Consider the following 15,181-nt stretch of genomic DNA (forward strand, 5'->3'; position numbering starts at 1 on the left):
AGCTCAATCCAACATAAAGGTGACAGGGCCATCGTTTGTGAAAGACACTTTCATATCGGCCCCAAAGCGCCCTGTTTCGACGTTCTCGTACTGAGCACGCACCTTATTCACAAAATCATTAAATAACCGCTCACCCTCTGCAGGAACCGCTGCGCTAGAGAATCCTGGACGTAAGCCCTTTTTGGTTTCAGCCGCTAGGGTAAACTGCGATACCAGCAAAATCCCACCATTAACCTGCTGGACATTAAGGTTCATTTTGCCTTCCTGATCGCTAAACATACGATACTTTAAAAGCTTCTCCGCTAGACGCTGGGTATCTGCTTCCGTGTCGCCCTTTTCGATTCCCACTAATACTAATTGGCCGTGGTCAATTTGGCCTATCGTTTCCCCATCTACCACCACACTGGCATCCAATGCCCGTTGCACTAATACTTTCATGATTTACCTTTTTTTATTCCGCTGGATCGAGCCTGTTACTTTAGCAAAGTCCAGATAAAACAAAAGCGCCCGAAGGCGCTTCTGTCGCTCACGAATTCATTTGCATGAATTCATTTGCTGCTGCTCTTTATAGAATAGCGATTACTTACGACCAGCGCGTTTACGCTCGTTTTCAGTCAATAGTTTCTTACGAATACGGATGCTTTCTGGTGTTACTTCTACCAATTCATCGTCTTCGATAAACTCAAGCGCTTGCTCTAGTGTGTGACGAATCGGTGGAGTCAACGTCAATGCTTCATCTGTACCAGAGGCACGCATGTTAGTTAACTGCTTGCCTTTAACTGGGTTAACAGTTAAATCGTTATCACGTGAGTGAATACCGATAACCTGACCTTCGTACACTTCAACCGCATGACCCAAGAACAGACGACCACGGCTTTGAAGGTTAAACAAAGCGAATGCCGCTGTTTTACCTGTAACCATGCTGATCAATACACCATTCTGGCGGCCACCAACGTCACCTTCTTTTACTGGTCCGTAATGGTCAAATACACTGGTCATGATACCAGAACCAGACGTTAGCGTTAGGAACAAGCCACGGAAACCAATCAAACCACGTGAAGGCGACATGAACTCAAGACGTACACGACCTTTACCATCTGGTTCCATGTTCGTTAACTCAGCTTTACGCAAGCCAAGCTCTTCCATGATCGAACCTTGATGCTGTTCTTCAACGTCAATAACAACGCGTTCAAACGGTTCTTGGATTTTGCCGTCTACTTCTTTCTGAACTACTTCAGGACGAGAAACACCCATCTCGAAGCCTTCACGACGCATGTTTTCGATCAATACAGAAAGGTGCAATTCACCACGACCAGAAACAATAAACTTATCTGGTGCATCGCCTTGAGTAACGCGCAACGCAACGTTGTGGATAAGCTCTTGGTCTAGACGATCTTTGATGTTTCGAGAAGTAACGAATTTACCTTCTTTACCAGCAAACGGAGAATCGTTAACCATGAATGTCATGCTTACTGTCGGCTCATCTACCGTTAGAGGAGGAAGCGCTTCTACACATTCAGGGTTACATAGTGTGTCAGAGATACTTAGGCCATCAATACCATTAATACAAACGATATCACCAGCACCGGCTTTATCCGTATCAACACGAGCTAGACCGTGGTAGCCCTTAACGTTAAGAACTTTACCTTTACGTTCTTTGCCATCAGCAGACTTAACAACAACTTGCTGGTTAGGAGACAAGCTACCGCGGGTAATACGGCCGATACCGATAACACCAACATAAGCATCATAGTCCAATGCAGAAACCTGCATTTGGAACATACCTTCTGGATCAACATCTGGAACAGGCACGCTGTCGACGATCATTTGGTAAAGTGGTGTCATATCTTCTGACATGTCTTCTGGATCTAGGCCAGAAATACCATTGATAGCAGAAGCATAAATAACAGGGAAATCTAACTGGTCTTCTGTCGCACCAAGGCTGTCGAACAAGTCAAAAACCTGATCCATAACCCAATCTGGGCGAGCGCCTGGACGGTCAATTTTGTTGATAACAACGATCGGACGTAGACCACGCTCAAATGCTTTTGAAGTTACGAAACGTGTTTGTGGCATTGGACCATCAACAGCGTCAACCAACAAAAGTACAGAGTCAACCATAGACAATACACGTTCAACCTCACCACCGAAGTCGGCGTGTCCAGGTGTATCAACGATATTAATACGGTAGTCGTTCCACATGATTGACGTGTTTTTCGCCAAAATCGTGATACCACGTTCTTTCTCTTGATCGTTCGAGTCCATGATTCGTTCAGAACCTAGGTCCTTACGATCCAGTGTACCAGATTGGCTTAATAGCTGATCAACCAAGGTAGTTTTACCATGGTCAACGTGGGCAATAATAGCTACGTTACGTAACTTATTGATATCATTAGACATTTATAGTTCTCTGCATTTAGCGTGAGCAAAAAGATATACCGCCGCTTGATACGGGCAGGCATGCTCTTCAAGCGTCTCGGATCTTGGTGCGGGGTAAAATTCGCGCAATTGTACCCTTATATTGATCAATATCCCATTAAAGTGACAAAAAAAGTCCACAAAAATAATTCAATAGAGTAACAATGCACATTCAAATATAAACGATAGCATTCATTTACTACAAAAATGCTACCGCTTATTAGTACTTATTTATGGTAGGTAAACACCTACGTTCTCATGCCCTTTACCTAAAAGGAAAGAAGCATGCATACGACTCATTACGCCTTTACCGCAATACAATAAATGCGTTACATCTTTATCCAAATCAGCCCAATTAGATTCGAGTGCAAAAAATGGAATCACCTTCACTGGACGACCACTGACTTTTAAAGGTCGATTACTCGCTTCATCAGGATGGCGAATATCAATAATGACTTCGTCACCAACCGGCATACGGACAACAGGCACTTCGCCCTGATATTGCTTAGACACATCCTCCATGACATTTTGAATGGACATGATCTGTGCGTTTTCGATGGCACTTTCCAATACTGAAAAGTCAAAATTGGACTCTTGTTTCTCTACACGATGCATTTTAGCACGTGTGGTGGGCTTTACTGAGATAACACCACAAAACTCTGGCATACTCGCCGCAAAAGGTGCGGTACCAATCTCAATGGCCTTATCGATAATTTCTTGTTTATTTGAAGTAATCAGAGGGCGCAGCACAAGCTCTTCTGTTACTTGGTCAATGACTTTTAAATTCACCAATGTTTGGCTAGAAACCTGGGCAACGCTTTCCCCTGTTACCAACGCTTTTGCGCCTACCTCAGGCATTAACTTAGAGGCCGCTCGCAACATCATGCGTTTTAGAATAACGCCCATTTCAGAGTTATCGACTTTGGTAAGAATCTCACCCACAACCGCCTCGAAAGGTACGGTGATGAATTTCACATTCAAAGTTGAGCCGTATTTCTCCCAAAGGAAATTAGAAACTTGCTTTACGCCAATTTCGTGAGCATCACCACCAAGGTTAAAGAAGCAGAAATGTGTTTTCAAGCCTCGACTCATTGTGAGATAAGAGCTCACTGTTGAGTCATACCCGCCAGACATTAGAGACAATACACAGTCTTGCGAACCTAGTGGATAACCTCCAAGCCCTTCTACACGTTGCTCAATCATCCATACTCGATTATCTCGAATATCGATCGGCACCAATACTTCAGGATTTTTTAAGCGTACTGCCAAAGCACCACAACGTGCTTTTAAACAGCCACCGATGTGTCTCTCTGCATCTACCGAGGTAAAGTCATGATGACCCACTCGTTTCACTCGGACAGCAAACACGGCATCTTTAATGACATCACCATAAGATGTGATGGCTTGTTCAACGATGTCATCTAGATCAACTAAAGGGAATTCACGTACAAATTGAAAATGCGCTATACCAGCAATATTAGAAAGCGCTTCTGTAAACTCTTCCCGCAATTCATCTTTATCAGAAAACACTTCGATGAAATCCCAGTTACCTGATACGACAACATCAGCATCGTGCTTTTTAAGAACCAACTTAACATTATGTCGAAGCTGCTTAATAAAAGCTTTTCGAACAGGGCGACTTTTGATGGTGATTTCTGCAAAGAACTTAACAATAAATTTCATAGGGATTGTGGTTTATACCGGATATTTATAAAGGCGCACAGTATAAAGAAAAGCCATTCGATACGAAAACGCTAAATTCGCACCAAAAGAATACAAAACACCAAAAAGCGCACCTTTTAAGTGCAAAAACTGTTTTGCTTACCCTCCTAACGAGCCACAAATAAGTGCAATTTATAATTGGAACGCTCTATCTAATTGTAAAATAAAGACTTATTGGCTCGCACAGATTTCTGGCACAAGTTGTGCTTACTTATGTTTGATAAATAACTCGACAAACGGTGCTTTGTATTATTTTAAATAAAGCGCCTTTTACAACGAAAAACAATTTCGCTTTAACTACGACTGGAGAACAACTATGTCAAACAAGACCCTTGCCTTGATTGCTGAGCACGACGCGAAGTGGGTTGACCTTCGCTTTACCGATTTTAAAGGTAAAGAACAACACGTATCTATTCCAGCTATTACGGTAGATGAAGAGTTTTTTGAAAACGGTCAGATGTTTGATGGATCATCAATCGCTGGTTGGAAAGGCATTAACGAATCTGACATGATCATGATGCCTCAGGACGATACTGCTATTATCGATCCTTTCACAGAAGAAGCGACTGTTATTGTTCGTTGTAACATCATCGAGCCTTCTACAATGCAAGGCTACGACCGTGACCCACGCTCTGTAGCACTTCGCGCTGAAGAATTCCTTAAATCTACTGGCCTTGGCGACACTGCATTCTTCGGTCCAGAGCCAGAGTTCTTCATTTTTGACGATGTTCGCTGGAAAACAGACATGTCTGGTAGCACAGTAGAAATCAACTCTGAAGAAGCCGCTTGGTCTTCTAACAAAAAATTTGAAGGCGGCAACATGGGCCACCGTCCTTTCGTTAAAGGCGGTTATTTCCCAGTACCACCAGTAGACTCTCACCACGACCTTCGTAGCGCTATGTGTGGCGCAATGGAAACAATGGGCTTGGTTGTTGAAGTTCATCACCACGAAGTGGCGACTGCTGGTCAAAACGAAATCGGTGTTAAATTCAACACTCTAGTTAAAAAAGCAGACGAAGTTCAAATCCTTAAGTACTGCGTTCATAACGTAGCTCACGCTTACGGTAAAACAGCGACGTTCATGCCTAAACCAATCGTTGGTGACAACGGTTCTGGTATGCACGTTCACCAATCTTTCTGGAAAGATGGCACTAACCAATTCGCTGGTGACCAATACGCTGGCCTATCTGAAATGGCGCTTTACTACATTGGCGGTATCATTAAGCACGCTAAAGCATTGAACGCGTTCACTAACGCTTCAACTAACTCTTACAAGCGTCTTGTCCCTCACTTCGAAGCACCTGTAATGCTTGCGTACTCTGCACGCAACCGTTCTGCTTCTATCCGTATCCCATACGTTGCAAGCCCTAAAGGCAAACGTATTGAAGCTCGTTTCCCTGATCCAACCGCAAACCCATACCTAGCATTCGCAGCAATGTTGATGGCTGGTATCGACGGTATCAAAAACAAGATTCACCCTGGCGATGCAGCAGATAAAGACTTGTACGACCTTCCAGCTGAAGAAGCTTTGGCTATCCCACAGGTTGCTGGCAGCCTAGAAGAAGCACTTAAGTGCCTAGACGAAGACCGTGCATTCTTGACTCAAGGCGGTGTATTCTCTGACGACATGATCGACGCTTACATCGATCTTAAGTCTGGCGAAGCGCAGCGTGTAGCAATGACAACTCACCCACTTGAGTTCGAACTTTACTACAGCGTTTAATCGCAATAGCGGTTAATAAAATACGAAAAGCCCTGATACAAATCAGGGCTTTTTTTTGCCCTAAAAAAAACCTCACAACCATTGCGCACAATTATGGTGCATAATGTTTTTATCCAAATGACAAAAACCTTAATAAACAAGCTACTCAAAGCTGCCCAATGTTGGTTCGCTTTTTGCAACTGTATTAGAAGAAAGTCATAAAAGCAGGAGTCAACAGAGAGGCGCTGTCTGTGTATAGTTTACTAATCGACCATTTATCCACTGCTGTTGTTCAATTAAACGATCAACTTCAAATTGAATATTTAAACCCTGCTGCCGAAATGTTGTTAGCTGTTAGCCGTCGTCGAATCTATGGCAACGACATCAGCGTTGCCTTTAGGGAAAACGAAGAAAGCATTCAAGCTTTGTATTCTGCCATTGAATCGGGTCACCCATTCACAAAACGTGAAGCAGAAATTGAGTGCAGTAATAACAAAAAACTGTTCTGCGATTACACCGTTACACCTGTTATGGGCACGACCAATAATACAGAAAGCTTGATTATCGAGTTATATCCACGAGATCGAATGAAGCGGATTTCGCAAGAAGACGAGCTCATTGCGAATCATGAAAGCAGTAAAGAGCTTGTGCGAGGTCTAGCCCATGAAATTAAAAACCCCTTAGGCGGTATTCGTGGAGCCGCTCAGCTCATTAGCCGCGCCTTTACCGATGAAGCTCTAAATGATTACACACAGGTCATTATTGAAGAGTCTGATCGTTTACGAGATCTCGTTGATCGTCTCTTAGGGCCAAGACAGCTGCCAAAAAACAAACCTCTCAACATTCACAAAGTGATTGAGCGTGTTAGACAGCTTATTTCGGTTGAAACAGAGAATCAGATTAAAGTCATCCGAGACTACGACCCTAGTATCCCAGATTTAATCGGTGACGAGTCACAGCTGATACAAGCGTTACTCAATATCACTCGCAACGCCATGCAGGCACTAATGGAAGACCAAGACAATCACCATAAGACGATTCATATGGTAACGCGTGCTTTGCGACAATTTACGATAGGTTCCAAGCGCCATCGCTTGGTGTGCAAAATCAGCATTATCGATAATGGCCCGGGTATACCCGAGGCGATTTTAAAGACGCTTTTTTATCCCATGGTCAGCGGCAGAGCGGACGGCACAGGTTTAGGCTTGTCTATCTCACAGTCCGTTATTCACCAGCATCACGGGATCATTGAATGCAACAGTTACCCACAAAAAACCGAATTCAATATATTAATACCCATTGAGACGACAGTCCAAGAACAGGAGAAACACTCATGACACCAGAAGAAACCGTATGGATTGTTGACGACGATCGTTCTATTCGCTGGGTTTTAGAGAAGACATTAGAACAAGAAGGAATCCAATGTCGTTTGTTTGATTCTGCTGAAAACCTCGTTAATCTTATCGATAAAGAACAACCAAGCGCCATCATCAGTGACATTCGGATGCCGGGTATGGACGGTTTGGCGCTGCTTGAAAAGCTTCAGAAAGACCACCCTTATTTACCTGTCATTATCATGACAGCGCATTCAGATTTAGAAAGTGCAGTGGCCTCATATCAAGGTGGCGCTTTTGAATATTTACCTAAGCCTTTCGATGTCGAAGAAGCCGTTAGCCTTGTCAAACGTGCCATGCTGCATCACCGCAATGCACGCCCCAGCACTGACGATATGGAAGTTGAAGCTGAGCAACAAGTAGACAAAGAGATTATTGGTGAAGCGCCAGCCATGCAGGAAGTGTTTCGTGCGATTGGTCGACTCGCCAATTCTAATATAACTGTACTGATCAATGGTGAATCCGGTACGGGTAAAGAGCTGGTTGCTCAAGCACTGCACACACACAGCCCTCGCGCAGCAAACCCGTTTATCGCCTTAAACATGGCAGCGATTCCCCATGACCTAATTGAATCTGAGTTGTTTGGTCATGAAAAAGGCGCCTTTACCGGTGCTAATACACAGCGACGAGGCCGATTTGAACAAGCCAATGGCGGTACTCTGTTTCTAGATGAAATTGGTGATATGCCAGCGGAAACTCAAACGCGCCTATTACGAGTTCTAGCAGACGGAGAATTCTATCGAGTGGGTGGACACACCCCAGTGAAAGTCGATGTTCGTATTATTGCAGCCACACACCAAAATTTAGAAAGCTTGGTACAGAAAGGGTCGTTCCGCGAAGATTTGTTCCATCGCCTAAACGTCATCCGAATTCATTTACCTAAACTGGCAGAGCGTCGAGAAGACATTCCGAAGCTTGCTCGTCACTTCTTGAGCCGTGCTGCTGAAGAGCTTGCCGTTGAGCCTAAACAACTCACCAAAGAGACTGAGAACTATCTGACTCAACTGGACTGGCCGGGCAACGTTAGACAGCTAGAAAATACCTGCCGCTGGTTGATTGTAATGGCATCAGGACGTGAAGTCTTAGTAGAAGACTTACCACCTGAACTGCTCGCAGCGGTTCCGCATGAGCAACCCTTTGCATCATGGGAAGAAGCTCTGAAGAATTGGGTAGACAGCACCCTCGCAACGGGTCAAAAAGGCATTCTTGATCAAGCCGTACCAAAATTCGAGCGCATTATGATAGAAACGGCACTGGCTCATACTGGCGGCCGCCGTCGCGATGCTTCTCTGCTTTTAGGCTGGGGACGCAATACGCTAACCCGAAAAATCAAAGAGTTGAACATTGATCACGCGGAACAAGATGAAGATTAATTAATCCTCATTAGGAAAAGAGTGATGCAGGCACACTGATTTATTATTTGCCTGCATTATCTCAGCTTTCTGGTGTTTTAGACTTGCTTTTACCGACACAATCCCCTACTAATTAAAGACGACTAAATGTTCATCAATAAACGGGAAAACTGTTATGTATCCAACACTTCAGTCCATGGGTATCACCAGCATACAGGACATTGAAAAATTCACTTTGCGCTATGAAGGCGGCCACGATGTTTTAAAAATTTATTACCGTCGTGAAAAAGGTTCGTTGCTTCCTAAGAGTAAAAAATTCAAATTTGGTCGCTCGACTAAAACCGTATTAGCCGACGGCGGCCAACAAACTTATCGACAAGTACAAGAACCGTCTTTAATTGTATTGCGTGCAATGGAAGAGCTTGAGCAAATCGTCGGTAGACAACACGAAACCAAGACTTCAAAAGAAGATCTGATTAAAGAACTTGAACACCTAGAAAAAGTCGTTAATAGCAAAATTAGCGAAATCAAAGTGAAAATCGAGTCGATGCAATAACCCAACTTGATCCTTTGACAGACATCCCTCTTTTGGCTGAGTGATACCTCATTATCGCTCAGCCATTTGATTACAATACCAGCTAGCCCCTCTCATAAAATCTCGCTACAATCTCTCGCTATTTATTCTCTTATCTTTTGCGAAAGCCAATTACTATGAATCTTATAACCAGCGTCGAAGAATTAGCCGATATTATCCGTAAAGGCGGCGTCATCGCTTACCCAACAGAAGCGGTTTGGGGCCTAGGCTGCGATCCTTATAACGAGTCTGCCGTCAGGCGAATTCTGACACTAAAAGATCGTCCAGAATACAAAGGACTCATTTTAATCGCTGGCGCAAAAGACCAACTCACACCGTGGTTAGAGACTTTAGATACCAACGCATCAGAGCGTCTAATCAGCCAGAACGAGATCCCTACGTCTTGGGTGGTTCCGGACACAACAATCACCCCAAGCTGGGTGAGAGGTGAGCATCAAAGCGTGGCCATACGCCTTTCCCAGCACCAACCAGTACAACGTTTGTGTGCCGCTTACCAAGGCGTCATTGTGTCGACTTCGGCTAATCCTGCGGGGCTAGATCCAGCCATGAGCGTAGAAGAAGTAAATGCGTATTTTGGTGACAAAGTGGATGCTATTTTCAACGCGCCATTAGGTGGCGCTTCACAACCATCACAAGTGAGAGACATTCTTACCGACACCCTGTTTCGAGCTTAAATAAAGCCCAATACGGATAGATATACTCATCTATTGTGTAAAAGCTCAGTTTTTATCCACAATAGAAAATAAAAAAGCGCGGTGACCTTGTTTATAACCTGGTCACCGCGCTTTTTTTCTTACTTTAACTGAGTTTAATGACCGCCTAAATAAGCATCACGCACTTCAGGGTTAACCAAAAGCTCGGCCCCTGTGCCCGTTAAACGAATTTCACCATTCACCATAACATAGCCACGGTTGGCCAGTTTTAGTGCGTGGTTGGCATTCTGCTCCACCAAGAAAATCGTCATGCCTGTGCTCGCCACATCTTCCAAAATTTGGAAGATTTGCTTAACTATAATGGGGGCCAAGCCTAAACTCGGCTCATCCAATAAAAGCAATTTAGGACGGCTCATTAGCGCACGTGCAATAGCCAACATTTGCTGCTCACCACCAGACATAGTGGATGCGCGCTGGTTACGACGCTCCAACAGCCTAGGGAACAACTCAAACATACGTTGCATGTCTTCTTCCGCGTGATCCATACCTATCGGAATGGTCCCCATTAATAGGTTTTCTTCTACCGTCATGCCAGGGAAAATACGACGGCCTTCCGGTGATTGCGCCAAACCATGAGAAGCCACGTAATGCGCTGATTTCTGTGAAATATCTTCACCACGATAAATGATTTCGCCAGAAGATATTCGAGGCTGCCCAAATATAGACATCAACAGAGTGGATTTACCTGCCCCATTCGCACCAATCAGGGTAACGATTTCACCTTCATCTACGGTTAATGAAACTTTTTTTAACGCTTGAATTGGGCCGTAATGAACATCCACATCTTTGAACTGCATCAATGTAGTCATAGTGTTACTTCCTCACCTTCTTCTGCACCAAGGTAAGCCGCAATAACTTTTGGATTACTCTTAATGTCATCTGGACCACCTTTTGCAATCACTTCACCATGGTCTAATACAACGATGTAATCAGAGATGTCCATTACCATCCCCATGTCATGTTCGATTAACAGAACCGTCGTGTTATGCTCGTCACGAAGCACCCGAATCATCTTAGTTAACGCTTCCGTTTCAGACGGATTCAAACCCGCTGCTGGCTCATCCAAACAAACAATTTCAGGGTTCGTACACATGGCGCGAGCGATTTCTAAGCGACGCTGTTGCCCATATGAAAGCTCACCCGCCAAGCGGTTCGCGGAATCCACAAGGTCTACAACACCCAGCCAATAAAACGCACGCTCTAACGCTTCTTCTTCGGCTTTTTGATAACCTTTTGTATTCAAAATACCAGCGACCAAACTACGGTTCACTAACATATGCTGAGCCACTAACAAGTTCTCAACCACTGACATTTCTTTGAATAAGCGAATATTTTGAAATGTTCTCGACAAGCCTGCACGATTTACAAGGTGGGATCCGCCGAACATTTTGTACTTAAGACGAGAAACGAAAGCCACAGGCGAAATAAAGTCCGTCGCTTTGAAAGGTTCACCCAACACTTTAATAATGCTGGTTTCTTTACCGCCAGCAGACAATTGAATCTTGCCTCCAGTGGCTTTATAAAAACCAGTCAGGCAGTTAAACACTGTGGTTTTACCTGCCCCATTCGGCCCAATCAAAGCCGATACAGAGCCGCGCTTAATATTAAAAGTCACATCATTCAGCGCTTTAATACCACCAAAGTGCATCACCAAGTTTTCAACAGCTAAAATATTTTCTTGGTTCATTTCGCCACCCCTTTTTTCGGAGAAAAGCCTGTTCTAGTTACACGAACAATGCCCCGAGGCTTCCAAATCATCATTACCACCATCAGAATACCAAACATCAAAACGCGGTATTCTGCGAATTCCCTTAACATTTCAGGTAATACCGTCAAACAGAAAGCGGCAATAACCACACCTAATGTCGACCCCATACCACCTAACACCACAATCGCTAGAATCAAAGCGGACTCAAAGAAGGTAAACGACGAAGGGTTCACAAAACCTTGGTAAGTCGCGAAAAATACACCGGCTAAACCACCTGTTGAAGCGCCTATCATGAAAGCAGAAAGCTTCACCAATACATGGTTTAAACCTAATGAGCGACACGCTATCTCATCTTCACGTAGTGCTTCCCATGCACGGCCAATTGGCATTTTTACCAGGCGATGCTTGATAAAAAGTACAGCCCATACCACTGCGAACAACACCAAGTAGATGAACATGTACTTGTAAGCAGAATCATAAGGAAGATTAAAAAACTCGTGGAATGTGCCTTCACTGGATCGACGCTTAAACTCCAAACCAAAGAAGGTTGGCAAAGGTGCGGACACACCATTTGGTCCATGAGTGAAAGAAGCCCAGTTGGTTAAGATCAAACGAATAATTTCACCAAAACCTAGCGTCACAATAGCTAAATAGTCGCCATGCATTCGCAGTACAGGAAAACCCAATATAGCCCCTGCAACCGCCGCCATTATGGCGGCAATTGGCAACATTGACCAAAAGCCAAGCCCAAGGTTTTCATAACCCAGCGCTAGACCATAAGCACCGATGGCATAAAAGCCAACAAAGCCTAAGTCCAATAGACCAGCCAAGCCAACAACGATATTGAGACCCAAGCCCAGCAAGACGTAAATCAACCCTAGGATAATCACCGTCAATACGTATTTAGATGCGACAAAAGGTAAAACGAGTCCAATTACAACGACCAATGGAATAATCCATACCATTTTGGATTTATGGCCCGGTGGTAGAACCGTAACACCGTCATCGTTATTCGCATAACGAAAAGCCAGAGCTATGCCTTTTTCTGTCTGCATAAAACTGGACATAACAAAACGCCCAACAGCAACAATCGCAACGATCCAGGCGACTCGCCCAAACTCAGCATTGAAGCCGTAACCATCTAGTACGACACCAACAATTGGCCCAAACAAGACCAATGCCATTAAGCCAGCAATAAAGGCATCAATACTACTTTTCTTAAAATTTATTCCAACTGCTTGGCTCATTTATACTTTCTCCACTTCAGGTTTGCCTAGAAGGCCACTTGGGCGAATAATCAAAATGAGAACTAATAAAGAGAATGAGAAAACATCTTTATAATCAGAACTGATCAACCCAGCAAACAAAGCTTCAGATAACCCAAGGATTAACCCGCCTAACATAGCGCCAGGTAAAGAACCTATGCCACCAAGCACCGCAGCGGTAAAAGCCTTGATACCAATAATAAAGCCAACATAAAAATCGAATGCGCCATAATCCAGCGTCACCAAGACACCCGCTAATGCCGCCATCACAGCACCGATAACGAATACCGTCGAAATCACCTTGTCTGTGTCGATCCCTAAAATAGACGCCATTTTTCTGTCTTGCTGAGTCGCTCGACACATACGGCCTAATTTCGTTTTTTGAATCACATACGTCAAAATGCCCATGCCCAAGAGGGAAACGAACAAAATAAACAATTTCATATAAGTGATTTGTACAAAACCATCACCGACTGAAAAGCGGATAGCACCGGTCAATAGAGTTGGAACACCTTGTTGGTTCGCCCCCTGACTCAATTGAACGTAGTTTTGCAAAATCAGCGACATACCGATTGCGGAAATCAATACTGCCAAACGACTAGAGCTTCTTAATGGACGATAAGCGATACGTTCGATCACCCAGCCATAGGCTCCCGTTACAGCAACGGTAAGAAACAACGTACCAACAATAATGATAGGAAAAGATTCGATACCGAAAAATGTTAAAATCGCAATAGCAATAGCGGTGATATAAGCCGACACCATGTATACATCGCCATGGGCGAAGTTAATCATGCCTATAATGCCATACACCATGGTGTAACCGATCGCAATGAGTCCATATACTGAACCAAGGGTAAGACCGTTTACCAGCTGCTGGAGAACGATATCCATCGTAAGACCTCGTGGGAATTTTTAATATAGAGAGCATGTTTACCAGCGCGATCCCTGGCCGGTAAACATGTGTAGGTAATTACTGAAATGTAAAAACGAAATAGAAATTATTCTACTACGTTATATTTTCCTTGACCGTCCCACTCATACATAACGTAATCAGAAACCGTCAAATCGCCTTTATCATCAAAGTCTTTCTTACCCATTACGGTATCGATAGAATGAGATTTCAACCACTCAGCCCCCTTGATTGGGTCTAAGTTGTTGTTAGCTAGAGCCGCAACCGCCACTTGCATCGCTGTATAAGAGTACAGAGTGTAACCTTCTGGCTCATAACCGCTGTCACGGAATTCTTGGATAACTTTTTTGCCTGATGGGTAAGAAGTTGGTGGCGCACCAAATGTCATCAGTACTCCGTCTACGTATTCAGGAGAACCGGCAACAGAAACAAACTCATCGGATACGATACCATCACCAGAAATGAAGATGGCTTTCGAACCTTGCTCACGTAACTGGCGAACCAATGGACCTGCTTCAGAGTGAAGACCACCGAAATAGACAACATCTGCGTCTACAGAACGAATCTTAGTGATCAAGGCGTTGAAGTCTTTCTCGCCACGAGTCAAACCTTCATACATGACTTCTTTTACGCCATAAGAGTTAAGCGTTGCCTTCATGGCATCCGCAAGACCTTTACCGTAGGTGTCTTTGTCATGAATAACGGCCACGCGTTTTGCGTTTAGTTTATCGACAATATAGCTTGCTGCCACATCGCCTTGCTGATCATCACGACCACATACACGGAAAACGTTTGGTAATCCTTGATCGGTAAGCGTTGGGTTCGTTGAGGCTGGCGTTACCATGATAACACCCGCTTCTTCGTAGATTTTTGACGCTGGAATAGAAGAGGACGAACAGAAGTGCCCAACCACAGCCAATGCATCATCAGAGTCAACTAGACGGTTAGCAATAGAAACGGCTTGCTTTGGTTCACAAGCATCATCCGCTTTTACAAGCTTAATCATTTCACCATTGATACCGCCTGCAGCGTTAATATCCATGGCTGCTTTTTCAGCCCCTTTCCACAATTGCTCACCGAACGCTGCGTATGCTCCTGTATGAGGACCCGCTACACCAATTACTACATCCGCTTGAGCCAGTGTCGCAGCACCAGCAACCGCAAGAGAAATCAATGTTTTTCTAATAACCGCATTTGACATAAGAAAAGCCTCTATTCGTTTTGTGATTTATCGTTATTATTCAAAAGCAAGAAGCGTTCCAACAATTTTTTCTATAGAAAATGAATAAATTATGGAACTTAATACGGCAACTATTCAAAAAATGTGCACCGTAATATGGCTACACATTAATATCACCACAATCTTTGGTCAATAGTAGTGCACATAAATTGTACAAAT

13 protein-coding genes are annotated in these 15,181 nt (G+C 44.0%); 5 read left to right on the top strand and 8 right to left on the bottom strand.

What is annotated here, in order from left to right:
• Positions 1-3 precede the first annotated feature (3 nt).
• From dtd to thiI, 3 genes are all read right to left on the bottom strand, one after another.
• On the bottom strand, positions 4-438 hold the full coding sequence (gene dtd / locus C1X04_RS16115) for a D-aminoacyl-tRNA deacylase (protein WP_110576684.1): 435 nt from the start codon (positions 436-438) through the stop codon (positions 4-6).
• Between the two features lie 141 nt (positions 439-579).
• Positions 580-2,400 carry a translational GTPase TypA gene (gene typA / locus C1X04_RS16120; protein ID WP_110576685.1) on the bottom strand — a complete coding sequence of 607 codons (1,821 nt, stop codon included), beginning with the start codon at positions 2,398-2,400 and terminating at the stop codon, positions 580-582.
• 249 nt (positions 2,401-2,649) lie between these two features.
• Positions 2,650-4,101: a tRNA uracil 4-sulfurtransferase ThiI gene (gene thiI / locus C1X04_RS16125; protein WP_110576686.1), complete on the bottom strand. Its 1,452-nt coding sequence runs from the start codon at positions 4,099-4,101 to the stop codon at positions 2,650-2,652.
• Between the two features lie 355 nt (positions 4,102-4,456).
• Between thiI and glnA the strand changes: the two genes are divergently transcribed.
• The 5 genes from glnA (at position 4,457) to C1X04_RS16150 (ending at position 9,857) form a co-directional block, all read left to right on the top strand.
• Positions 4,457-5,863, top strand: a complete 1,407-nt coding sequence (gene glnA, locus C1X04_RS16130; protein ID WP_110576687.1) for a glutamate--ammonia ligase — start codon at positions 4,457-4,459, stop codon at positions 5,861-5,863.
• Positions 5,864-6,093: 230 nt separating this feature from the next.
• Positions 6,094-7,179 (top strand): nitrogen regulation protein NR(II), encoded by a 1,086-nt coding sequence (gene glnL, locus C1X04_RS16135; protein ID WP_110576688.1) that lies wholly within the window; start codon positions 6,094-6,096, stop codon positions 7,177-7,179.
• The gene (ntrC, locus tag C1X04_RS16140; protein ID WP_110576689.1) at positions 7,176-8,609 is read left to right on the top strand and encodes a nitrogen regulation protein NR(I); all 1,434 of its coding nucleotides are present in this window, start codon (positions 7,176-7,178) and stop codon (positions 8,607-8,609) included. Before glnL ends, ntrC begins: the two co-directional genes overlap by 4 nt.
• A 154-nt stretch (positions 8,610-8,763) precedes the next feature.
• Positions 8,764-9,144 (top strand): DUF3461 family protein, encoded by a 381-nt coding sequence (locus C1X04_RS16145; protein ID WP_110576690.1) that lies wholly within the window; start codon positions 8,764-8,766, stop codon positions 9,142-9,144.
• A 155-nt stretch (positions 9,145-9,299) separates the two neighbouring features.
• Entirely contained in the window at positions 9,300-9,857 is a 558-nt protein-coding gene (locus C1X04_RS16150) for an L-threonylcarbamoyladenylate synthase (RefSeq protein ID WP_137170493.1), read from the top strand.
• Between the two features lie 134 nt (positions 9,858-9,991).
• On the opposite strand, the gene C1X04_RS16155 is transcribed toward C1X04_RS16150, so the two are convergent.
• From C1X04_RS16155 to C1X04_RS16175, 5 genes are all read right to left on the bottom strand, one after another.
• On the bottom strand, positions 9,992-10,705 hold the full coding sequence (locus C1X04_RS16155) for an ABC transporter ATP-binding protein (RefSeq protein ID WP_110576692.1): 714 nt from the start codon (positions 10,703-10,705) through the stop codon (positions 9,992-9,994).
• A complete protein-coding gene (locus C1X04_RS16160; protein ID WP_110576693.1) occupies positions 10,702-11,583 on the bottom strand; it encodes an ABC transporter ATP-binding protein in 882 nt (293 codons plus the stop codon). Before C1X04_RS16160 ends, C1X04_RS16155 begins: the two co-directional genes overlap by 4 nt.
• Positions 11,580-12,851, bottom strand: coding sequence for a high-affinity branched-chain amino acid ABC transporter permease LivM (gene livM / locus C1X04_RS16165; protein ID WP_110576694.1), 1,272 nt, complete (start codon positions 12,849-12,851; stop codon positions 11,580-11,582). The genes C1X04_RS16160 and livM overlap by 4 nt, the downstream gene beginning before the upstream one ends.
• Positions 12,852-13,763, bottom strand: coding sequence for a branched-chain amino acid ABC transporter permease LivH (locus tag C1X04_RS16170; RefSeq protein WP_110576695.1), 912 nt, complete (start codon positions 13,761-13,763; stop codon positions 12,852-12,854).
• Between the two features lie 107 nt (positions 13,764-13,870).
• Complete coding sequence (locus C1X04_RS16175; protein WP_110576696.1) at positions 13,871-14,983, bottom strand: branched-chain amino acid ABC transporter substrate-binding protein; 1,113 nt, start codon at positions 14,981-14,983, stop codon at positions 13,871-13,873.
• Positions 14,984-15,181 lie beyond the last annotated feature (198 nt).

The sequence above is a fragment of the Marinomonas sp. FW-1 genome (assembly GCF_005222245.1).
Classification (GTDB): Bacteria; Pseudomonadota; Gammaproteobacteria; order Pseudomonadales; family Marinomonadaceae; genus Marinomonas; species Marinomonas alcarazii.

Coding starts and splice junctions, on each gene's coding strand:
- C1X04_RS16145 (WP_110576690.1), top strand. CDS start 8,764: ATGTATCCAACACTTCAGTCCATGGGTATCACCAGCATACAGGACATT.
- dtd (WP_110576684.1), bottom strand. CDS start 438: ATGAAAGTATTAGTGCAACGGGCATTGGATGCCAGTGTGGTGGTAGAT.
- ntrC (WP_110576689.1), top strand. CDS start 7,176: ATGACACCAGAAGAAACCGTATGGATTGTTGACGACGATCGTTCTATT.
- C1X04_RS16170 (WP_110576695.1), bottom strand. CDS start 13,763: ATGGATATCGTTCTCCAGCAGCTGGTAAACGGTCTTACCCTTGGTTCA.
- livM (WP_110576694.1), bottom strand. CDS start 12,851: ATGAGCCAAGCAGTTGGAATAAATTTTAAGAAAAGTAGTATTGATGCC.
- C1X04_RS16155 (WP_110576692.1), bottom strand. CDS start 10,705: ATGACTACATTGATGCAGTTCAAAGATGTGGATGTTCATTACGGCCCA.
- typA (WP_110576685.1), bottom strand. CDS start 2,400: ATGTCTAATGATATCAATAAGTTACGTAACGTAGCTATTATTGCCCAC.
- C1X04_RS16160 (WP_110576693.1), bottom strand. CDS start 11,583: ATGAACCAAGAAAATATTTTAGCTGTTGAAAACTTGGTGATGCACTTT.
- thiI (WP_110576686.1), bottom strand. CDS start 4,101: ATGAAATTTATTGTTAAGTTCTTTGCAGAAATCACCATCAAAAGTCGC.
- C1X04_RS16175 (WP_110576696.1), bottom strand. CDS start 14,983: ATGTCAAATGCGGTTATTAGAAAAACATTGATTTCTCTTGCGGTTGCT.
- C1X04_RS16150 (WP_137170493.1), top strand. CDS start 9,300: ATGAATCTTATAACCAGCGTCGAAGAATTAGCCGATATTATCCGTAAA.
- glnA (WP_110576687.1), top strand. CDS start 4,457: ATGTCAAACAAGACCCTTGCCTTGATTGCTGAGCACGACGCGAAGTGG.